Source organism: Peribacillus suis (genome assembly GCF_059384845.1).
This window is the reverse complement of sequence record NZ_CM182019.1, coordinates 1,837,567-1,859,750: the sequence shown is the minus strand read 5'-3', so window position 1 is coordinate 1,859,750 and position 22,184 is coordinate 1,837,567. Positions and strand designations below refer to the sequence as shown.

At 39.1% G+C, this 22,184-nt stretch carries 25 protein-coding genes; 10 read left to right on the top strand and 15 right to left on the bottom strand.

The window, feature by feature from the left end:
* Positions 1–95: 95 nt before the first annotated feature.
* Positions 96–1,088, bottom strand: coding sequence for an ABC transporter substrate-binding protein (locus AC503W_RS09115; protein WP_402959140.1), 993 nt, complete (start codon positions 1,086–1,088; stop codon positions 96–98).
* A gap of 118 nt (positions 1,089–1,206) precedes the next feature.
* Here AC503W_RS09115 and AC503W_RS09110 point away from each other — a divergent pair, with 118 nt between their 5' ends.
* Complete coding sequence (locus AC503W_RS09110; protein ID WP_494916986.1) at positions 1,207–2,247, top strand: FecCD family ABC transporter permease; 1,041 nt, start codon at positions 1,207–1,209, stop codon at positions 2,245–2,247.
* Complete coding sequence (locus tag AC503W_RS09105; protein ID WP_494916984.1) at positions 2,247–3,260, top strand: FecCD family ABC transporter permease; 1,014 nt, start codon at positions 2,247–2,249, stop codon at positions 3,258–3,260. Before AC503W_RS09110 ends, AC503W_RS09105 begins: the two co-directional genes overlap by 1 nt.
* Positions 3,261–3,424: 164 nt before the next feature.
* On the opposite strand, the gene AC503W_RS09100 is transcribed toward AC503W_RS09105, so the two are convergent.
* The 11 genes from AC503W_RS09100 to fbpA form a co-directional block, all read right to left on the bottom strand.
* Entirely contained in the window at positions 3,425–4,174 is a 750-nt protein-coding gene (locus AC503W_RS09100) for an SDR family NAD(P)-dependent oxidoreductase (RefSeq protein ID WP_494916979.1), read from the bottom strand.
* Positions 4,175–4,178: 4 nt separating this feature from the next.
* Positions 4,179–5,357: an acyl-CoA dehydrogenase family protein gene (locus AC503W_RS09095; protein WP_402959146.1), complete on the bottom strand. Its 1,179-nt coding sequence runs from the start codon at positions 5,355–5,357 to the stop codon at positions 4,179–4,181.
* A gap of 114 nt (positions 5,358–5,471) precedes the next feature.
* Positions 5,472–6,218 (bottom strand): SDR family NAD(P)-dependent oxidoreductase, encoded by a 747-nt coding sequence (locus AC503W_RS09090; RefSeq protein ID WP_402872605.1) that lies wholly within the window; start codon positions 6,216–6,218, stop codon positions 5,472–5,474.
* 51 nt (positions 6,219–6,269) lie between these two features.
* Positions 6,270–7,907, bottom strand: coding sequence for an AMP-binding protein (locus tag AC503W_RS09085; RefSeq protein ID WP_494916974.1), 1,638 nt, complete (start codon positions 7,905–7,907; stop codon positions 6,270–6,272).
* A gap of 18 nt (positions 7,908–7,925) precedes the next feature.
* Positions 7,926–8,726, bottom strand: a complete 801-nt coding sequence (menB, locus tag AC503W_RS09080) for a 1,4-dihydroxy-2-naphthoyl-CoA synthase (RefSeq protein ID WP_402989529.1) — start codon at positions 8,724–8,726, stop codon at positions 7,926–7,928.
* On the bottom strand, positions 8,717–9,145 hold the full coding sequence (locus tag AC503W_RS09075) for a hotdog family protein (RefSeq protein ID WP_494916973.1): 429 nt from the start codon (positions 9,143–9,145) through the stop codon (positions 8,717–8,719). Before AC503W_RS09075 ends, menB begins: the two co-directional genes overlap by 10 nt.
* Positions 9,146–9,161: 16 nt before the next feature.
* Positions 9,162–10,316, bottom strand: a complete 1,155-nt coding sequence (locus tag AC503W_RS09070; RefSeq protein ID WP_494916972.1) for an acyl-CoA dehydrogenase family protein — start codon at positions 10,314–10,316, stop codon at positions 9,162–9,164.
* A 401-nt stretch (positions 10,317–10,717) separates the two neighbouring features.
* Positions 10,718–12,055: a sigma-54 interaction domain-containing protein gene (locus AC503W_RS09065; RefSeq protein ID WP_494916971.1), complete on the bottom strand. Its 1,338-nt coding sequence runs from the start codon at positions 12,053–12,055 to the stop codon at positions 10,718–10,720.
* A complete protein-coding gene (locus tag AC503W_RS09060; RefSeq protein ID WP_402989540.1) occupies positions 12,055–12,486 on the bottom strand; it encodes a hotdog family protein in 432 nt (143 codons plus the stop codon). The genes AC503W_RS09065 and AC503W_RS09060 overlap by 1 nt, the downstream gene beginning before the upstream one ends.
* Positions 12,487–12,673: 187 nt before the next feature.
* Complete coding sequence (locus AC503W_RS09055) at positions 12,674–12,874, bottom strand: Fur-regulated basic protein FbpA (RefSeq protein WP_494916969.1); 201 nt, start codon at positions 12,872–12,874, stop codon at positions 12,674–12,676.
* A 61-nt stretch (positions 12,875–12,935) separates the two neighbouring features.
* Entirely contained in the window at positions 12,936–13,097 is a 162-nt protein-coding gene (fbpA, locus tag AC503W_RS09050; protein ID WP_494916968.1) for a Fur-regulated basic protein FbpA, read from the bottom strand.
* 332 nt (positions 13,098–13,429) lie between these two features.
* Here fbpA and AC503W_RS09045 point away from each other — a divergent pair, with 332 nt between their 5' ends.
* The 7 genes from AC503W_RS09045 (at position 13,430) to AC503W_RS09015 (ending at position 19,762) form a co-directional block, all read left to right on the top strand.
* On the top strand, positions 13,430–14,806 hold the full coding sequence (locus tag AC503W_RS09045; RefSeq protein WP_494917322.1) for a glycosyltransferase: 1,377 nt from the start codon (positions 13,430–13,432) through the stop codon (positions 14,804–14,806).
* Positions 14,807–14,887: 81 nt separating this feature from the next.
* The gene (locus tag AC503W_RS09040; RefSeq protein WP_494916967.1) at positions 14,888–15,958 is read left to right on the top strand and encodes a tetratricopeptide repeat-containing glycosyltransferase family 2 protein; all 1,071 of its coding nucleotides are present in this window, start codon (positions 14,888–14,890) and stop codon (positions 15,956–15,958) included.
* Between the two features lie 194 nt (positions 15,959–16,152).
* Complete coding sequence (gene rfbA, locus AC503W_RS09035) at positions 16,153–17,025, top strand: glucose-1-phosphate thymidylyltransferase RfbA (protein WP_427687380.1); 873 nt, start codon at positions 16,153–16,155, stop codon at positions 17,023–17,025.
* A gap of 26 nt (positions 17,026–17,051) precedes the next feature.
* Positions 17,052–18,005, top strand: coding sequence for a dTDP-glucose 4,6-dehydratase (rfbB, locus tag AC503W_RS09030; RefSeq protein WP_494916965.1), 954 nt, complete (start codon positions 17,052–17,054; stop codon positions 18,003–18,005).
* The gene (rfbD, locus tag AC503W_RS09025) at positions 18,002–18,853 is read left to right on the top strand and encodes a dTDP-4-dehydrorhamnose reductase (protein ID WP_494916964.1); all 852 of its coding nucleotides are present in this window, start codon (positions 18,002–18,004) and stop codon (positions 18,851–18,853) included. The genes rfbB and rfbD overlap by 4 nt, the downstream gene beginning before the upstream one ends.
* Entirely contained in the window at positions 18,843–19,301 is a 459-nt protein-coding gene (locus tag AC503W_RS09020) for a dTDP-4-dehydrorhamnose 3,5-epimerase family protein (RefSeq protein ID WP_494916962.1), read from the top strand. Before rfbD ends, AC503W_RS09020 begins: the two co-directional genes overlap by 11 nt.
* A 260-nt stretch (positions 19,302–19,561) precedes the next feature.
* Complete coding sequence (locus AC503W_RS09015; RefSeq protein WP_402872572.1) at positions 19,562–19,762, top strand: cold-shock protein; 201 nt, start codon at positions 19,562–19,564, stop codon at positions 19,760–19,762.
* Positions 19,763–19,902: 140 nt separating this feature from the next.
* Here the strand turns inward: AC503W_RS09015 and AC503W_RS09010 are convergent, their stop codons facing one another.
* On the bottom strand, positions 19,903–20,175 hold the full coding sequence (locus AC503W_RS09010) for an HU family DNA-binding protein (protein WP_402872569.1): 273 nt from the start codon (positions 20,173–20,175) through the stop codon (positions 19,903–19,905).
* A gap of 233 nt (positions 20,176–20,408) precedes the next feature.
* On the opposite strand from AC503W_RS09010, the gene AC503W_RS09005 reads away from it, so the two are divergent.
* Positions 20,409–20,570, top strand: coding sequence for a Spo0E family sporulation regulatory protein-aspartic acid phosphatase (locus tag AC503W_RS09005; RefSeq protein ID WP_402989809.1), 162 nt, complete (start codon positions 20,409–20,411; stop codon positions 20,568–20,570).
* Positions 20,571–20,626: 56 nt separating this feature from the next.
* Here the strand turns inward: AC503W_RS09005 and AC503W_RS09000 are convergent, their stop codons facing one another.
* Together AC503W_RS09000 and AC503W_RS08995 are read right to left on the bottom strand one after the other, a co-directional pair.
* Complete coding sequence (locus tag AC503W_RS09000; protein WP_494916960.1) at positions 20,627–21,028, bottom strand: hypothetical protein; 402 nt, start codon at positions 21,026–21,028, stop codon at positions 20,627–20,629.
* A gap of 328 nt (positions 21,029–21,356) precedes the next feature.
* Complete coding sequence (locus AC503W_RS08995) at positions 21,357–22,025, bottom strand: SOS response-associated peptidase (RefSeq protein WP_494916958.1); 669 nt, start codon at positions 22,023–22,025, stop codon at positions 21,357–21,359.
* Positions 22,026–22,184 lie beyond the last annotated feature (159 nt).

The following is a 22,184-nucleotide window of genomic DNA, read 5'->3' as shown; positions in this document are numbered from 1 at the left end:
TAGATATTCACTCACAAAAACAGGAAGAGCAATTACACACTTCCGCAAAAAATAAAGGCTATCCTCGCAAAAGTGATAGCCTTTATTACACTATACTATTTTACTAAACTTTTTAAAATATTATCAATGATTTGCCCGTTAGCAATGGCACCTGTATACAACCAGCTTTCATTAGGAGAGAACTCATGAACATTCCCAGCCTTGACAGCAGGTACGCTTTTCCATAACGTATCGCTTAAAGCTTTTGAACCAGCGGAGTCATCACTATTGATCAAAAATAGGTGTTCAGCATCCAACTCAACTAGTTTCTCTAAAGAAATTTCACTCCAGTTCCCAGTTGCGTTAGCGGAGATTTCCTTCACAACATCCGGTTCTTTTAACCCTAAGTCACCGTACATGACAGCTCCACTTGAAAGGTTATCGCTGACAATGAAGAATTTCCCGCCAACTAACCAAACTGCAGCTACAGAAGGATTCCCCACTTTTTCCTCAAGGGTTCCCTTTGCTTCTTTTGCTTTTTTATCATAATCCGTCAAAACCTTTTTGGCTTCGTTCTCTTTGCCGAATACTTCCCCGACGCGTTTCAATTCATCTCGCCAGTCATTATTAACTTCGTTTCCTATTACATATGTAGGTGCAATTTTATTATATTGGTCATATTTACCGCCTTCAACCATGGTGGCAGAATCCATAATGATTAAATCCGGTTCCACTTTTTGTACGGATTCAAATGGAAGATCATATGGAATGGTTGGAACGTCCTCTAGTTCACTTTGTAGATATCCTTGAACTTCTGCTCCATCACTTACACTCCATTGAGCGGCTGGCTTGATACCAAGAGCCACCAAATTATCTTCAAGATATGAAGCGATGATACGTTTCGGATTAGCTGGAATGACCACTTCATTTCCCATGGCATCCGTCAGTGTTTTTGATTTAACTGCTTCTTTACTTGATGTTTCATCTGTTTGACTTGTCGAAACATCGTCTTTAGTTGCATCATCGTCACCACATGCAGCTAAAGATATTGCTAATAGGCCGGCGCCTAGTAATTGAATGATTTTTTTCTTACTCATGACATTATACATTTGAATCCCCCTAGAGATATGATAGACTATTATTTGTTTGGTAATGATAATTGTTATCAACTAATTTAATTATAGAAAGGTAATATTGTCAATCATTTTTTAGAGAGTAGTTGTTAATATGGATTCAAAACTAAAGGAACACACCACATTGCTTCATACGAATAAGAATCTCTTTGTGAGTATGGTTATCTTACTAGTAGGTTTGGGCGGTATGGTCATTTCCATTATCTTGTCCGTTAATTTTGGAGCTGCAGATTTAAATTATCGCGATGTGTTTAATGCCTTATTTGAATTTGATCAGAATAATTCATCTCATGTCATCATTAGAGAATTAAGATTTCCCCGGGCCATTGCTGCAGTATGCGTAGGAGCTGCCTTAGCCGTATCTGGAGCCATTATGCAGGGTATGACAAGAAATCCATTGGCCGATCCTTCCATTATGGGAGTAACCGCAGGATCTTCCTTTTTAATAGCGATTGCCCTCGCTTTTCTGCCTGGCATGACCTATATAGGTTTAATGATGTTTTCTTTTGCTGGTGCAGGATTGGGTGCTGCCATTGTCTTCGGAATCACATCGCTTTCCAGGGGTGGAAGTACTCCAGTCAAGTTGGCGTTGGCCGGTTCAGCCATTGCTTCCTTACTAAGTTCCCTTTCCACAGCGATTGGTATCAAATTTAACGTCTCAAAAGATATTAGCTTTTGGTTTGTAGGGAGCATCTCGAGCGTCCAACCACAGCACATTTCATTTGCTCTACCCTTTATTCTGGGAGGGCTTTTGTTGGCTTTATTCCTTTCACGTTCCATATCCATCCTTAGCCTGGGTGAGGAAGTGGCACGAGGGCTTGGGCAAAACATTCCCCTGATAAAGTTCATTGGTACGATTGTGGTGTTATTATTAACAGGTGCAGCAGTATCGATTGCCGGAATGATCAGCTTTATTGGATTGGTCATCCCGCATATTGTGCGATTTTTAGTAGGAAATGATTATCGGTTGATCATTCCTTGCTCTGCTGTTTTGGGCGGAACCTTATTGCTAATTTCGGATATCTTAGGACGCTTGGTTAACCCGCCGTTTGAAACACCTGTTGGAGCCATAACGGCCATCATAGGTGTCCCTTTCTTCCTATATTTAGCTCGTAAAGAAGGGAGCGGAATGTAATGTACAAAAAGGGGAAGCACTTTAAGTCTTTGCTTATTACAAGCATCCTTTTAATCGTACTTGGTTTTTTCATCAGCATTAATGCAGGCTACATAAAAATTCCTTTAGGGGATGTTATCAAAACTCTATTGGGCGATGGCACCCCTCAGAACGAGTTAACCATTTTTGAATTTCGTTTGCCGCGTATAGTCATGGCAATACTTGTCGGAATGGGAATTGCCATTTCAGGGGCCATTTTACAAGGACTTTCCCAAAATCCCTTAGCAGACCCCGGGATTATCGGAATCAATTCAGGCGCAGGGTTTGCCGTTGTATTGTATATGTTCTTCTTTCGGGGAACTACTTTCTTAACGGGCTGGGCATCCATATTCATCATGCCTTTCACCGCTTTACTTGGTGCATTTCTTGCCGCTTTCTTAATCTATGTACTATCGTGGAAAAATGGAAGAGTGACACCTGTAAGGTTATTGTTGGTCGGTATCGGTATAAATGCAGCATTTGGGGCAGGCTTGGTCATTTTTCAGATGAAAATGGAGCCAAATGATTTCATGAAGACCATCGTTTGGCTGGCAGGGACCATTTGGGGGACGAACTGGACATTTGTTTGGGCTTTATTACCATGGTTGCTCATCCTGATTCCGATAACCTTCTATAAATCAAGAATACTTGATGTTATGGGATTAGGTGACCAAATTGCCATAGGGGTTGGTCTCCCTATCGAAAAAGAACGCAGACTATTATTGCTTATTTCAGTGGCCTTAGCAGGCGCGTGTGTATCCGTTGGTGGCGGTATTACTTTCTTAGGCTTGATTGCTCCACACATAGCCCGAAAATTAGTGGGACCAAGGCATACGAGATTACTGCCAATGACGGCAGCATTGGGCGGTCTTCTTCTGTTATCCGCTGATACGATAGGCAGAGTCATCCTGGCCCCTATGGAACTTCCAGTAGGTATCGTTGTCTCCATTTTGGGAGCACCTTATTTTATTTATTTACTAGTTAAAAGCATGTAACAATAACAGGATCATAACTCCATTAAATAGAAAAACGAACTTCTATGCCAGCAAGTTCGTCAGGCTGTCGAGAAAATCTCGACAGCTTTTCTTTTCCCTAGTAAAATGATGAAGCCTGCTTTTTATGAACACCTTTAAAGGATACAGAGTTACCCGCATATTTTCTAACCGATCATACTATGTCCTCCGTTTACAGGAATAACCTGACCGGTTATCCAATCAGACCAATTGGACAACAAAAAGAGGGTAATTCCAATCACGTCATCCACCTTTCCTAATCGTCCCATCGGGTATTGCTTGATTAGCTTTTCTAACATGACGGTATCAAATGATTGACCTTGATCGATTAATCCTAGTGAAATGGTATTACACTGAACATTGCTCTTGCCTACTTCTTGGGATAGGGATTTTAGAAAAGAGATAGTCCCACTTCTCGCTGCACCTGATATGATTAGGTTCTTATCACCAGTCCGGGCGGAGTCTCCCACGATATTAATGAATTTGCCCTGATTGTTATCCATCATATCCGGCATAAATGTATGTGCCAAATGAAGGACTCCGTAAAAACAGACCTCCATTTCCTTTTTCCATTCACCCGGTTCATATTTAAAAAATGATTTAAATTGTGTCCATCCTGCATTATTAATGACACCATCAATGATTCCCAATTCACGTTTAGTGACCACTTTCATTTCTTGGACTTCCTCTAACCTGGAAAGGTCAGCCTGTACAAGTACAAGTTTCACTCCACATTTTTTAATGTTTTCTGCTGTTTCTGCTGCCTCTTTCTGTGATTCATGGTAGTGGAGAGCAATATTGGCACCAGCTCTTGCCGCTGCTAAAGCAATTTCCTTACCTATCCTTTTGGCTGCACCCGTTATTAAAACATTTTTCCCCTTAAGGTTAAGATCCATAGCTCTATACCCCTATCCTTTGACTCCCTGATTTTCTTTGGTATTGCTTATGCAGCTGTGCCGCTATGATATTTTTTTGAATTTCAGAAGTCCCTTCATAAATCCTGGTAATACGTGCATCCCGATAAAAACGTTCGATTGGATATTCAGATATATAGCCAATCCCTCCATGTATTTGGAGAGCTTTGTCTGCCACCCGATTATACGTTTCCGACCCTAATAATTTAACCATGGCTGCTTCTTTAATAACGTTCCTTTTTTGATCTACCATCCATGCTACACGATAAGTCATTGAACGGAGAGCTTCCGTATCCAATGCCATCTCGGCCAAGTAATGTTGAATGACTTGCTGCTCAAAGATTGGCTTGTCGAATTGAATTCGCATATGAGCAAATTCAATCGACATCTCAAGTAACTTATCACACGAACCTAAGTTTCTTGCTGCCATTCCCGCACGTCCATTTGCTAAAATTTTCAATGCATTAACATACCCTTGCCCTACATCACCCAAAACATTTTCAACAGGCACCTCACAATCTTCGAAAAAAATCTCTGAAGAATGCGATCCATGAAGACCCATTTTCTTCTCGATTTTTCCTATGTGGAATCCAGGAAAATCTTTTTCGACAATAAAGGAAGTGATGCCCTTTGCCCCTTTTGATGGGTCCGTAACTGCCATGACTGTAAAAATGTCCGCAATAGGCGCATTGGTAATATAATGCTTGCTCCCATTCAAGATATACTTATCACCTCTTTTAATCGCGGTCGTTTTAAGATTGGTAGCATGCGATCCTGCGCTGGGTTCAGTTAAAGCAAAAGCCCCGATTCTTTCACCCGATGCCATATCGGGAAGATATTTTCGTTTCTGTGCATCATTTCCCATCTCTACTATTCCGACGCCACCGATCCCCGTATGTCCGCCAATGACAGTGGTATAGCCGTTATGCGTTCTCCCCAGCTCTTCCAGAATGGCACATTTTCCCACCATATCAATTCCCAGTCCACCATATGACTCAGGAATACTAAGACCAAATAGACCAATTTCTTTGGATTTCCGTAAAATGCTTTCTGGAATTTCATCACTTTCTTCAATTAACATAGCATGTGGCTCTACCTCATTATCAATAAACTCTCGGATACCCTGTTTTAATAAGGTAACATCGTCTGAAAATTCAAAATCCAAAAAATCCACTCCCTTCATAAGTCATTCCCTATCTAGTTTCCTTCCATTCTATGAAACATGCATTCTTTATAGGTCATTCAACTCTACAAGGAAAATCCTTACTCATTGGGCTTGTTAAGCCATCGTTAATCCTCCATTGACAGATAGGGTTTGCCCTGTGACGTATCCCGCTTCATCCGAAACAAAATACGCAACAGCACCCGCAATATCCTCCGGTTGAGCCAAACGACGGAATGGTATCGCCTTTACCAAGGCCCCTGTGATCCCTTCATTGTACGAACCAATCTCTTGAAATAATGGAGTGTCCGCTGGTCCTGGGGCAATGCAATTGATGTTAAGCTTATAACGGGCCATTTCTCTTGCAATTGTCTTCGTGAAAGCAATGACACCACCCTTTGCTGCGGAATAGACCGCTTCCCCGCTAGAGCCGACCCTTGCAGCATCTGAAGCAATATTGACTACTTTCCCATAATTATTTTCTATCATAAGCGGTAAAATTTCCTTACACGTATGAATTTGGCCGAGTAAATTAATATCGATGAGTCTTTTCCACGTGCTTGGATCACTTTTTAAGAACGGTTCTACCTTGTCCCACCCTGCGTTATTGACCAATACATCAATCTTTTTATAATGGCCCACCGAATCTTCCACAGCTTTTTTTACACTATCCAAATTCGTTACATCACAATAAACGGATTTAGCTTCATTCCCCTCCCGCTCGATTAAAGTAACCGTTTCATCCGCATTCTGACTATTGATATCTGCCACAATCACTCTCATATTTCTTGAAGCCAGTTTTTTTGCGATTTCTCTGCCAATGCCACTTCCTGCCCCCGTGATAAAAGCGACTCGTTTAGTCATATCAATCCCTCCATTTTTTCATTTTCTTTTAATCGATCATTTACTCTGACCTTAAATGTTGTCTCTAATCTTTTCATTTATCATTTCCCTCAGACGAAACTTCTGAATTTTCCCGCTTGGGGTACGTGGGAATTCCGTCAAAATTTCTAGCTGTTCTGGCCAATATTGTTTAGCTAAGCCTTTCTTCGAGAGAAATTCCTTCATTGAATCCATTGTAATGGGAACCTTCCCTGGTTTCATGCTGATACAAGCGCATGCTTTTTCCTGAAGGCGTGTATCAGGTACAGCAATAACCTGTACGGTTGAAACATCGGGATGTTCGTATAATACGTTTTCTACATATGCAACCGGGATATTTTCTCCGCCTCGAATGATGATGTCTTTATTTCTACCGGAAATTCGGATATATCCATCCTCGTCCATTACCGCCCGGTCACCGGTAATGAACCAACCATTCTTATGTTCCGCTATGGTGTCTTCCATTCGTTTGAGATACCCGACAAACATCGCAGGGCCTCTTGCGAGTAGATCACCTTCTACATTAGGAGGACAACTTTCTCCTTTAAAATCGATTATCTTGAGTTCCATATGGGGAAAAGGGGCTCCATCCGTACTCGTTAACTTTTCTTCCGAATCATCTAGTCTTGTCAATGTCACTAAACCATTTTCCGTTTGTCCCCATCCCGACAATATTTTGAATGGGACTTTTTCTTTCGCTTCTCTCACAAGCTGTCTAGGAATTGGGGCACCTAAAGCTACAAAGGCTCGAAGAGATTGAATATGACCCCTTTCTATCCCTTCCAATTGAACGGTATCTTGCAGGAAGGGTGTTGCACCCGCAGTAAACGTTATCTTCTCCTTCTCGATCCACTCAATAAACTCATTCGGGTTCCAAATGTCTTGATAGACACCAGTACCTCCAAAATGGGTAGGTAACCGCACACCATACCCAAATCCCGTTTGATGGGCAAAGGTGGATGCCATGAAGAGCACGTCATCCGATGTTAAACGCAGATGGTCAATCCAATAATTTGTTGATACACAAAGCGTATTATGTGTATGCATGACCCCTTTTGGACTCCCGGTCGTTCCCGAGGTGAAGATGATTTCTGTAATATCGTTCGGATCATGCTTGATGGCATCTAGAATGGAAACATCCATCCGCTCTTCCCATGGTTCCTCAAGTAGGGAAGAGAACGCTTTCATTCCATTCGGTACTTCTTCACCGACCACAAAAACATGCTCTAATGAAGGCCACCGATGAGCTAGCCTCTCAATCATGTCAGGATAATAGTAGTCACGGAAACGATCCGGAACCACAATCATCTTAGATTCCGCCATCTCCACCATGAATCCAATTTCCCTATCACGATAAATGGGAATCAAGGGATTGCTTATCGCCCCTATCCGAGTGACGGCATAATGGAGAATAATGAATTCATTCCAATTTGGTAGTTGAAAAGAGATGATGTCTCCCTTTCCCATTCCTATATGAATGAGACCTAAAGCGACCCGATCGACCAGCTTTCCTAACTCCTTATACGTATAACGGCTTTTTTTATCAATGATTGCCGTCTTCTCCGGATTGTTCTCTATCACATCATGTAAATAATCCAGAATCGTTCGATTTGGCCAAATAGATTGGTATTTTTCCACATATTCCTGACTCAAAATCGTATCGAATTTCAATAGAGTTCATCCCCTTCATCATCTTCTGAATTGTTTAAAATCCACTGGCCTTTTTTCAAGAAAAGCATTTTTTCCTTCTTCTGATTCTGGTGTGTTATAAAACATTGCTAAACTCCCCATCGATAACTGGGATATCCCTTGGATGTTTGCACTATCAGCATTAAAGGAATACTTAAGCATTTTCAATGCAGTCGGACTCTTCTCAAGAATCTTCATCGCCCATTCTTTTGCCGCATGTTGCAACTGATCTGCAGGGACGATTTTATTCACAAGTCCCATCTCTTTTGACTCCTGTGCGGAATATTGTTCACACAAATACCAGATTTCCCTCGCTTTCTTTTCACCGACTATCCGGGCAAGATACGCAGAACCAAATCCTGCATCATAACTCCCTACTTTCGGGCCACTTTGCCCGAATTTTGCCGTTTCTGATGCAATTGTCAAATCACAGATGACGTGTAGAACATGCCCCCCTCCAATGGCATATCCATTCACTGCCGCGATGACAGGCTTTGGGATGTTTCGAATGGTTTGGTGCAGGGTTTCAATTTCTAATCCCATCCCACCTCCTAAGCCACCGGAATGATCATACCCTCCTTCTTCTCCTTTTTCTTTTTGATCACCACCGACACAAAACGCCTTTTCACCGGTCCCTGTCAAAATTACTGCCCCAATTCTGTTATCATCCCATGCGTCACGGAAAGCCCAGATTAGTTCCTGGATCGTTCTTGCACGAAAAGCATTGTAGACTTTAGGACGGTTAATCGTAACTTTTGCTATGCCCTCCATTTTTTCATATAAAACATCAGTTAATTCCATCGTTTAATTCCTCCCTCACTTAATAGCTTTATCATGATTTTCCCTTGGATGACGTCAATACGTTGTTCATTCATACATCTCACTTTCATCGTTATCCAATGTCGCTGTATATCGACATCAATGATCTCTATTTCTGCAGTAATCGTGCTATCTATTTGTACCGGTTGAATGAACACCAGTTCTTTTTGAATGATGACACATGGTCCTTCAGGTAATTCCTTACTGATTGCCTCCGTAATGAGCCCCTCACTTAAAATTCCTGGGACCATCGAGGACCTTCCATCCCTTTTAGAAATATCAAGACCATACACATCATTGTAATCATGTGTCAGTGAGCTCCACCGTGTCACATCATCTTCTGTAAAGGTTTTTTGCACTCTGGCGATTTGACCGATAAAATAGCTATTTAAATGATCCATTCCTTCGTCCACTATCCTAATAAGACCGGAATTCTTTTCCGATAATGTCTTTTGCAATGACCATCATATTGGCTTGTGCAGTTCCATCACCAATCTCTAATCCAATCACATCCCGCATACGTTGTTCTAAGGGCATTTCCTTCGTATAAGCATAGTGCCCATTCAACAATAGGCACTCATGAATGGCTTCCACACTATATTTGGGGCCTAACCACTTTACGGAAGCCGATTCTTTACTATGTTTCAATCCTTGGTCACGAAGCCAAAGTCCACGATAAGCCTGCCATCTCACCAATTCCAATTGGGTAAAATGAGTCACGATGGGGAATGAAACCCCTTGATATGTCGCCAATGGTTTACCAAAAGATTGTCTTACTTTAACGTGTTCAATCGTCTCATCAAGACTTTGCGAAGCAGCCCCTACACATTGCAGCCCGATTAATAAACGACTTAGGTCAAACCCATTCATCACTTGGGAAAAACCTTTATTTTGAAGTCCAATCATATACTCCTCTGGCACTTCAACATCATTCAAATAAATGGAGCCCCTGCCAATTGGTATATTCCCCATGTCTTTGTACCCTTTGCATTCCACTCCAGGAAGATCGGATGGAACAATGAATGCACTTATTCCTCGATTCCCCAAATCAGGTTCTGTCTTGGCGAATAAAACGAAAGCATCTGCACAAGTCGCTACACTTATTCCCGACTTTTCACCATTAAGGACATATCCAATTCCATTATGTACCGCAGTTGTTTTGATTCCCCCGGCATCTGTACCCGCTGAAGGCTCCGTAATGGCAATGCCAACAATCTTCTCCCCACTTGCAATCTTGGGTAACCATTCGTTTTTCAATTCTTCTCTAGCATGATTGGTTATAATTTCGCCAATCAATGCATTCAGCATGACTGCATAGGTTAGATTGAAATCCCCACGCCCTATCTCTTCAGCAGCAATCCCGGTGGTGACGCAGTCAGCTCCGCTACCCCCATACTCAATGGGGATGCGTAAACCATTTACCCCTAATTCACCAAGCTTCTTCCACAAATGCCTTGGCGTGACTTCTTCTCGGTCCCACTTAGTATAGTGTGGCAGCAATTCTTCTTTTGCGAATTCCTTCAACATTTTTCGAAAATACTCTTGTTCTTCCGTAAATGTAAAATCCATCATCTTATTCCTCCCTTTTTTTCAGAATTGTAAGTCTGGTGAAAAACATCAACTGTTCAAAACGAATCTACATATCCCTCTTAAACGGAAGAGAGAATTCCCCCTTGTTGCTATTCTATATTGCAAGATGCGTGCCAAGATGGATTTGTGCTTTAGAGGCTTTTAAAAGAAAAGTATTTTATCAGTTTCACTACTTTTCGCAAACTTGCAAAACAGAAATGCGAAACACAAAACTGAAACACAAAGGGGCTGTCCCAAAAGGTGTAATTACACCGGAATTGTATAAATAATAAAAGGCAGAAACGTTGATTTAACAACATTTCTGCCTCTCTGTTTTTGCGAAATTCACTGAAATAAGGACTTATTAGACAGCCCCTTTGTGTAAAAACCATTTAATACCCATGCTATTTCAGGTTATACTTCGATATTTTTCTGTATAAGCTCGCAATATGAATCTTAAGTTTTTGAGCGGCTAAAGAACGATCTCCGCCACACTCCTTTAATGTACGCCGGATAGCCAATGCTTCAGCATTTCTTACCACTTCATCCAAACTCCCAAAGTAAGCGTTTTCTTTTGAGCCGTCATATGAGTCTCGTACATTCATGTGAGGAGCCAGAAGTGAAGAATCCATTTTCAATGTCGCCCCCTCAGCAAAATTCATCCCGCGTTCTATAAATGCTTGATACTCACGGACATTCCCAGGCCAATTATAGGAAGTCAACCATTCTTGAAGCGTGGGATCTATCTCCCTTACATCACATCCTAAAATCTTATTGAAGTGATTGATAAAATAATAGCCTAATGGAAGAATATCTTCCTTTCGCTCTCTCAATGATGGAAGTTTCAATTCAAACACATACAAACGATAATATAAGTCCTGACGAAACTTTCCTTCTTGTATGAGTGTTTTTAAATCCCTATTCGTTGCCGCAATAATGCGAACATCGATATTTTTACTCCCTGTTCCACCCAGTCTTTCTACTTCCCGTTCCTGCAAAACACGTAAAAGCTTTCCTTGGGCCTGGTAAGGAAGCTCTGATATTTCATCCAAGAAAAGCGTACCGTTCTGAGCTAATTCTATTTTCCCTGGCTTCCCTTCTTTTTTTGCTCCACTAAAGGCACCAGGTTCGTACCCAAAGACCTCAGATTCAAATAATTCGTCCGGAATGGCAGCACAATTTATGGGTATGAAAGGGTGGGCCTTTCTTGTACTCAAACCGTGTATGGCTTGAGCAAACAGTTCTTTTCCTGTTCCCGTTTCCCCAGTTATGAGTACAGTTGAATTGCTTATTGCAATTCTAGCCGCAAGTTCCTTAATCCGTTCGATTGCAGGACTATTTCCTATAATCCCTTCGAAATCATACTTATTTGTTTCAATACTGATTTTTTTCCTATTTTTATACTTTTCCAATGCATTTGCATAAAATGATAAATCGGCATGCTCTAACTCTTCTTGCCGTATGATGACGTGATAAACGTTATTTTGATCTTTTCTAGTGATCCTAATAAAACACGCCTGGCCAAAAATGACACCAGAGAAGACATTCCTCGAATCACGACTTTCTAGAGGACTTTTCGGAGAGGTTCGAATGATATTCATGATTGATTTACCTATTACCTCATCCTTCATAACACTAAAATGTTCTAAAAAATCTGGACTAGCACCAAGTACTTTCCCTTTTAGGTTCACTTCTATTGAGCCCCAACTTTTTAATTCATTTATCACTTTTTCCATATACATCACAAAACAACTTGATCGTTTTTTAAGAGTAGAATCACAACTTGTCCTTTAATCACTTCGATTCCCGTTTGATTATAGCAAGTGACCTTTTGTGTAACCCAATTTCTATCGATATTAATGTCGATTACTTCAAGTTCCGCCGTAATCAAATCCCCAACATGCACAGGATGATAAAAGATTAATTCCTTTTGTAATAAAACACAGGCACTACCCGGAAGTTTTTCACTAATCACTTGGGTGATCAACCCTTCCGTTAGGAGACCGGGAATGACTGGTTGGTCGTAATTGCTTTTCCACTCCTCTTTATTCAATTGATAAATCGGGCTATAGTCATTTGTTAATTCACTACATATCCTTACGTCTGAAATACTAAATGTACGTTGCAACCTTGCAATCTGCCCGATGAACATTTCAGAAATCGATAAGTTCATGCTTCCCCTTCTTCCTATTTGAACTTTCGAAATATTCAATTATATAACAATAACTATACATGGTTTTCAAAACAAAGGAAAGCCGAAATAGAATGCAAATTACAACGTTCCGAACAAATAATAAAGCAGCATCCTTAATGGATGCTACCTATCCAGGCACAGTAAGAAAGCGTTTACAAAAATGACTTTATTTCTTTTTCGACCAGCGAAGAGAACCTACATCATTATGTGGATGGTATTCTAACAAAAGTTTGCTATGCATATTTTCTAATTCAGTTAAAGATAACTTCAACAGTTGCTCCATGCTTTCATCTTGATAAACGATGGTCAGTTTATTAATTAACTTTTTTCGTCTTTCTTCCATACCCTTCCTTATCGTATTCCCCACACAACCCTCTCCTTTTTTATCACATATTTAAAATACCTACATGTATTTCCACGTCCATAATCTATTTATTTTCTTGGATGTGAATTTTAAGATACTCTTCTTCTAATTCACATAACCTTAATTCATATAGATGTATATTATTTTTTTTATAAATGCCTTTACTTATTAATTGATCAATTAGAAACTTTTTCTTTTCTAAAGTCTTTTCAAGCAATATTCCCAATATTTCTTTCCTCCTTTGATTCGTCCTTTGTTCCCATATGAATTTAATCATTCAAAGGCATAAAAATGCAAAAGACTTTCCATTCAACCATTAATCCTCTTGAATGGGAAGCCTCCAGTAATCTGGTCAGCAGTCTTAGTAATTGTAAGTAAATACTAAACTCATTAAACCTATTTGTCAAGTATGGATTACAGATTGATGCATGAATCTTGCCCTAAGAAATTTCTATCTTTTCCACCTATATCGCTTAACGAACACCTGGAAGGATTCACTAAATCTTTAACGCCCACATATATTTAATTGAATATTAACTATGAAAGGTGGAGGTAATACTGAAAACCAGTATTGTTATTCTCACATATAACGAATTACCTTTAACCAAACAGTGCCTTGCCAGCATTAAAGAACATACTGATGACAAAGATATAGAAATTATCGTCGTTGATAATGGCTCTTCAGATGGGACAGTCGACCATTTAAAAAGTATTCCCTCTTTAAAGACCATCTTCAATGAAAAGAACGCTGGGTTTGCAAAAGGCTGTAACCAAGGACTTGATATTGCAACGGGCGATACGGTTTTATTTTTAAATAATGATACAATCGTGACAAAAAATTGGCTACAATCCATGCTCACCTTGCTTTATAGTGACGAAAAAATAGGCATGGTCGGACCCGTGAGTAATTATGTAAGTGGCCCACAGCAAATTGCAGTGGATTATAGCGACATTGACGGTATCGATGATTTTTCAGCGGATTTCTGTCAAAAAAATATTGGCAAGTCTAAGCAAGTCATGCGTTTAGTAGGATTTTGCTTACTAGTGAAAAAAGAAGTGCTTGATAAAATCGGTGGTTTTGACGAACGGTTTGAATATGGGTCCTTTGAAGATGACGATTTATGTCTTCGTACATTAATAGAAGGTTATCAATTGAGAATAGCCTATGATTCATTTGTACATCATCATGGCCATGCCACCTTTACAGCCAATCAAGATATCAACATCCAACATTTGTATCATTTAAATCGGCAGAGATTTCTTGATAAGTGGAAAGTTGATCTAACTTATTACGTTCATCCAAGACCTGAAATTGTTAATCTCGTACCACTGGAATCAAAAAAGATTCTGGATATTGGATGCGGGGCTGGAGCTACTGGTATGGAGTTACTCAATCGACAATCCTGTAAATTATATGGTGTGGAATTGAATGAATTTGTAGGTTCCATCGCCAAGAATCATTTTGAACGTGTCGATACGCTAAATATTGAATCAACGGACCTTCCATATCCAACCGCTACCTTTGATACGATTATTTTGGCAGATATATTAGAACACTTAGAAAACCCATGGAAAGTCATTGAAAAGTTATCTATCTACCTAAAGCCGAATGGTTCACTCATTTGCAGCATCCCTAATATTTCACATGCAGACGCTCTCCTTCCTTTATTGCAGGGAAACTGGAACTATACGGATGCTGGGATTTTAGATCGGACCCATTTGCGCTTTTTCACCCCTAAAACTGTACTCGGTTTGTTTCCATCTCCATTATTTGACGTTCAGTCCCAAACGTATAATTACTTTACCCCCGATACAAAAGCACAACTTTTCTTTAATGAAGTTAGTTTTCTAGCTGAAAAATTCGGATATCACATGGAGCATTTATCCAACTACTCTACTATTTATCAAATGCTCATACATGCTAAAAAAAGATGATAAATGGTGGGTTTACCGTAATTAAATCCATAATCAGTAATTGAATTTGATTTATCCATGGAAGGATGGGGAGATGAGGCTTTGACTACGATTAGTTTATGTATGATTGTAAAAAATGAAGAAGCTGTAATTGGACGATGTTTAGAGTCTGTGAGTAAAATAGTGGATGAAATCAATATTGTGGACACCGGTTCTAACGATCGTACAAAAGAAATTGCTGCCAAATATACAGAACGGATTTTCGATTTTGCATGGATAGAGGATTTTGCCGCTGCAAGAAATTATGCATTTCAACAAGCTACAACTGACTACATTTTATGGCTGGATGCAGATGATGTTTTTTTAGAGAAAGACCAAGAGGCCTTTCTAGAACTAAAAAACACAATGGACACTCAAATCGATGCCGTTTCAATGAACTATAATCTCGCTTTTGATGAAGAAAACAATGTGACCTCCAGCTTAAGAAGATACCGTTTAGTTAAACGCGAAAGAGGATTTAAATGGATTGGAAATGTCCATGAGTATTTAGAGGTCTATGGCCACTTATTTCCAAGTGATGTATCCGTCTCACATCTGCCGCTTAGTCATGATGCCGAGCGTAACTTACGTATCTATGAAAACTTAGCTTCCTCAGGTAAAGAGTTCTCCCCCCGTGATCTTTTCTATTATGCAAATGAACTGCTGGATCATGGAAAAGTCGAGAAAGCAATTGAGTACTACCTTCGTTTTTTAAACACGAAAAAAGGCTGGGTCGAAGATAATATTAGAGCCTGCAATAAATTAGCGGATTGCTACAATCAACTTGGTTTGAAAGAACAGGAATTGACCTGGGTTTTGAACACTCTTGCCTATGGCACTCCAAAACCGGAAACTTGCTGTAGATTAGCCTATTATTTCTTGCAAAAAAACGAAATACCATCAGCCATTTATTGGTATGAAAGTGCCTTGGCCAATAAAGAAAGTGATGGGCTGTCTTTTCAAAACCACTCTTGTTCAACTTGGTTGCCTCACCTACAACTAGCAGTTTGTTATGATAAAGCAGGTCAACATGAGTTGGGGTATCAACACAACGAAAAGGCGTTAAAATACCGTCCCCAAGACCCTCAAATGCTATTAAACAAAGCATATTTTGAGAAAAAACTCAATTTATAAAATGACCTTACATCCCGGTAAGTAGGCTTTAGATTTATTATAGAATTCACATCTCCGCCTTTAATTTTCAAGCAATTTCCGCCTTCCCTGTCCACTCATACTCATAAACGCAAGCGCATAAGATGATTTAAGTCAATTTTCCGTAGAAAGACATGACCACCTAGATGTTATCTTCTTTAGGATGTGAAAAGGAAATGAAAGGCATTATATTAGCTGGAGGAAGCGGCACAAGATTATATCCATTAACTAAGTCCGTCTCCAAACAGCTTTTACCCGTTTACGATAAGCCATTGATTTATTATTCACTTTCCGTACTTATGCTTGCTGGAATAAAGGATATTCTAATCATCTCAACCCCCACTGATATTTCTAAATATGAACACTTATTGGGAGATGGGTCCCAACTGGGAATTAAATTAAGTTATATCGTCCAACAAAGACCAGAAGGCATAGCACAAGCGTTTATTATAGGAGAAAATTTCATCGGTAAAGATTCTGTGTGTTTAATATTGGGGGATAACATTTTTTATGGACATAATTTCACAAAAACATTGGAAGAAGTCGTTACCGCAGGAGATGGAGCAACGATATTCGGCTATCATGTGAAAGACCCAGAACGATTCGGTGTTATAGAATTCGACAAGGATCTGAAAGTGATTTCTTTAGAGGAAAAACCTTCCGTTCCCAAGTCGAACTATGCCATCACTGGCCTATACTTTTATGATAATAACGTTATCGATATTGCCAAGAGCATTAAAAAATCAGAACGGGGAGAATATGAAATCACTTCCGTAAATGAATGTTACCTCAAAAAGAATCAACTGAAAGTCCGATTATTAGGCAGAGGTTTCAGCTGGTTGGATACAGGCACCCATGAATCACTGCTTGATGCCTCTTTATTTATCCAAACCATCCAAAGCAGGCAAAATGTCCATATAGCTTGTATAGAAGAAATTGCTTTTCGTAAGGGATTCATATCAGCTCAACAGCTTCTTGCATTGGCGAAGCCATTAGAAAAAAATGAATATGGGCAATACCTCTTAAGGTTAGTAGAAAATTTACCGTAGACTATTTATTGAAAGGTGGCCATTCTTTGAATGTTCTAGTTACAGGTGGTGCTGGTTTCATCGGCCTCAACTTTGTTCATTATCTTCTTGAGCATACTTCGTATCAAATAACTGTAATAGATTCCCTGACCTATGCAAGCCATCCACAGGAAATACAGGCCTTAACCTCCAACCCCAGGTTACGTTTCGTGAAAGGTAGCATTTCAAACAAGAGCGATTTGGAAGCCACGATGGATCGAAAGTATGAAGCCATTGTCCACTTTGCCGCTGAATCCCATGTAGATAATAGCATTCAAAATGCTGATGATTTCGTCCAAACAAATATTGTCGGTACCTATCAATTATTACAACAATTAAAAACAGGGGTAGCGAAAAGAATGATTCATATCTCAACAGACGAAGTATATGGAACTCTTACCCCAGTTCAGCAACCATTTACCGAATTGTCTCCTCTATCACCTAACAACCCCTACTCCGCAACAAAAGCAAGCTCGGATTTATTAGTGCGCGCTTACTATGAAACATTTAAATTGCCATTAATGATAACCAGGTGCAGCAATAACTACGGTCCTTTTCAGAATAAGGAAAAATTCATTCCAACCATTGTTTTAAAAGCCCTTCAAGATCAGCAAATCCCTATATATGGGGATGGTCAGCAAATAAGAGATTGGCTGTATGTCCAAGACCATTGTAAAGCAATCTCTCTTATTCTTGAAAGTGGCATGCCTGGTGAGGTTTATAATATTGGTGGAGGAAATGAAAAGAAGAATATAGATGTCGTAAAGAGGATTTTAGAGATAATGGGTAAATCAGATAAATTAATTGAATTTGTTGAAGACAGAAAAGGCCATGATCGAAGATATGCAATCGATTCTTCGAAGTTACAAAGTGAATTGGGTTGGAAACAATCCTCAACCTTCGATCAATCATTACTAAATACGGTCCAATGGCATATCAATAACTTTGGTGCATCCATATGAAGAAGGTCGTCATTACGGGTTCCGGCGGACAATTGGGAAAAGAGCTTATGCAATTACTGAAGGACGATTATTTAGTACATCCATTTACCAAACAACAACTGGATATTACGAATCGCAAACAAATTGAAGAAACGCTCGAACAGATCAAACCAGATTTCCTTATCAATACTGCAGCATATACGCAGGTGGACCTTTGTGAAACGGATATTGATAATGCTTATTTAATCAATGGCATTGCCCCCTATTATCTAGCATGTGAAGCAAAAGAGAAAAAGGTGAAATTCCTCCATATCAGCACAGATTATGTATTTGACGGTAAAAAAACCGAACCATATAAAGAAGATGACGAAACCTACCCCCATACCATTTACGGAAAAAGCAAGTTACTCGGTGAAGAATTCATGCGCCTTGCTTATGAGGAATCCACAATAATAAGAACCTCATGGTTATACGGTCATAATGGGAAAAATTTCGTTAACACCATTAAAAAATTAGCTGCTTCCACTAAGGAAATTCGTGTAGTTGATGACCAATTTGGAAGCCCCACTTATACAAAAGACCTGGCAACTGCCATTAAACAATTATTGACGAAGCCAGCCGGAATTTATCATGTCACCAATTCCGGAATTTGCACCTGGTATGAATTCGCTATGGAAATAGTTAAATACTTACAATCAGATGCGGTAGTCACCCCTGTTTCTACAGAAGAATATGGCCTGGCAACTCCTAGACCCAAGTATTCTGTCTTAAGTCATAAAAAGATAAACACTAATGGGATCCACATGCGAAATTGGAAAAAGGGATTACATGAATTCTTAGCAAAGGAAGATGGTAAAAATGGGAATTGAAGGTGTTATTTTAAAAAAACTAACCAAACACAGTGATGATCGAGGCTTTTTTGCAGAAGTTGTTAGAGATGACGACCACCTGTTAACTCATTTCGGCCAGCTTTCCTGGTCAACCTCCTATCCAGGGGTCATCAAAGCCTTTCACTACCATGAAGAACAGGATGACCTCTGGTTCTTCCCTTCCGGCAATGCCCAAGTGGTTCTATATGACTTAAGGGAGCATTCCAGTACAAAAGGGGAAACCAATGTCTATTATATGGGGGAAAACAATCCGATTATCTTGCTCATCCCAAAGGGAGTAGCACACGGATATCGAGTACTTGGTGAAAAATCAGCAACTGTTGTATATTGTACGACTAAATCATATAATCCATCTCGGCCGGATGAAAAAAGAATTCCTTGGGATGATGAGAAAATAAACTTCGACTGGAAAACACAAAATAAATAAGCAAGTAAAGTTTCCATAATATGATTTGAAGATATCCATATGCTTATTATGCCTCCTGAACTAACTTATTATTACCGGTCAAATAGGCATATTTACGTGCCTCCCCTCGACTTGTTTACCAAGGAAATATCTTTATAAAAATAAAATTCACTGCCATTAATGGCAGTGAATTTTATTTTTTAAGTTTAAATGCTTTTAAAATGGATATTATAATGATGTAAGATAATAATGCAGGTTTTACCATGCTAGGAGGTACTTAAATGGAACGTGGAAAAGTAAAATGGTTTAATAGTGACAAAGGATTTGGATTTATCGAGCGTGAAAATGGAGACGACGTATTCGTTCATTTCTCAGCTATTCAAGGGGAAGGGTATAAATCTCTTGAAGAAGGCCAGGAAGTTGAATTTGAAGTAGAATCAGGTCAACGTGGGCCTCAAGCAACAAACGTAAACAAACTTTAATTAAACTAATAAACAGGCCCTGAAAATCAGGGCCTGTTTTTATGCTCTAAATCAATAAAATCCACTTATGTAGCAATTAAAAAACAAAAAAATCTCTGGAGACTAACTAACTCCAGAGATTTGAAAATAAAGGGAACCCCTTATTTTACAGCTTCTTTTAATTCTTTACCCGCTTTGAATGCAGGAACTTTGCTAGCTGCAATTTGTATTTCTTCACCTGTTTGCGGATTTCTACCAGTACGTGCTGCACGATCGCGCACTTCAAATGTACCAAATCCAACTAATTGAATTTTTTCTTCTTTAGCTAGCGTAGTCGTGATTGTCTCAAACAATGCATCCACAACTTTTTTAGCGTCGTCTTTTGTTAATTCTGCTTGTGCTGCTACAGTTGTGACTAATTCTGTTTTATTCATATTAAAACACCTCATCCTTTTAATTCTATAAAGTATGTAGAAAACACACCATACCATATTAACTAAAGGTCTGTCACTTAATATGGCCGAAAAAAGGAAATTTAATCCTTATCTTATGCATTTTGATGGTAGAAATCAATTTGAAGCAAAATACCGGCAAGTCATCCTAATTTATGTAATAATAGATACATGACAAAAAAGTATAAGAACTTGAGGGATTTTCATTGGAAAGTATGGAACTACTACATACAAAAATAGAAATTTTGAGGAAGGAATTAATCTATACAGCTTTTAACCATGGATTCACCGCTCCAAAAACTTTACATATAAGCCAAGAACTTGATAAACTGCATAACTTACTTTTACATAACCTTTACATAACCAAGAACCAATAAGCTATCAGTAAAATAAAACGTTTTATATCTATGTATAGGCAACAGGGCTCTTTCCATTACAAAATTACATACTCTAGACTTTCTTCTGCTAGAGTATGTAACCATCTATACTTCAAGGTGTCATTTTTAATTTTCGATTTGCAGCCATTGATAGATTGTATCCATATCAATATCTTCTTCCAAATGGGCAGCCAAGAGGTCATACCTTCCTCTCGTCGCTTTGAATCACTTTGCACATTATCCTCTACTTCATCCAACCCTTTTTCCCGACGAATTTGATTGAATAAAGACCTAGTAAACAGACGATTATGAAAGATGCCATGAAGATAGGTGCCCATGATTTTACCATCACTGGAAATAGCCCCGTCTCCTCTTCCATCCTCTAACAAAAGTAAAGGAGTTACACTTGAAGATTCTAATGAGGTTCTCCCTAAGTGTATTTTAAAGGCTTGTCCCATATACAACTCATTTCAATATGTGTGTGGTATCTAAATAATAGTGAACATCCTTGATTTGAATTTTACTACATAGGCAAAAACAAAACCCTAACTGCAAGAGTTAAGGTTGAATTAACTAGATATGAATAATGAATGTAGTAATGATTTACACTCCCATTTATCTTATTGAAACAGAAAACACTACCGGTTTAAACCGGATTGTCACATAGATAATTTTTTTCTGTCAACTATTTCATATAACAACTTTTCAGAAATTCAATAGGCTAGAATTGTTATGGACCGATTTCTATCAAAATATGCCGTACATTGTTTTACATAATAAAAGTTCTCAACAAATCTGTTCTATTAGGTTGGAAGAATTGTTTTTAGGAGAATTCACATCCGATGATACCTCAAACGCTTCCATTTGTTCGGCGTCAAAAGACTTTAGGAATTGTTGGAGATAGTTCGTATCCTGAATGGTCGGGTCAAGCCAAACCTTCTCATCTTCAGGATTAAGAATGACAGGCATACGATCATGAATGCTTGTCATCAATTCATTTGACGTCGTGGTGATAACTGAACAAGAATAAACCGTACCTTTCGGTGATTTCCATGATTCCCATAGACCTGCCATTCCAAATGGATCATTATTCTTAAGTTTAATCCGCATTGGTATTTTACGTTCAGGATCCTTCTTCCACTCATAAAAGGAGTCGGCAAGAATCAAGCACCGTTTCTTTTTATAAGCATTCTTGAAACTTACTTTCTCGGCAATTGTCTCGGCCCTGGCATTTATCATCTTGTAGCCAATTTTTTCATCTTTAGCCCAGGACGGAATCAATCCCCATCGGAGATACCCTAACCGGTTCTTAGTACCATCATTAATGACAGATAGAACGGAATGCGTCGGAGCTACATTATAGCTAGCCTGGTACTCTTCATTAAAAGCAGCTTGTATATCAAAGCGATCAATGATTTCTTCAATGCCCGTAAAAAGGGTAAACCGTCCACACATACTATCACCTACTGTATTATTTGTTAACGCTCTAGAATCTTAATATCTGTAAATGGTTGATTGAACAGTTCACTGTTAATCAATAGTGTACCCAGAACTTCCCTTTCATCTTCAGCTTTAATAACATCCGTAAGAATTACCATACTACCATTCTTCACT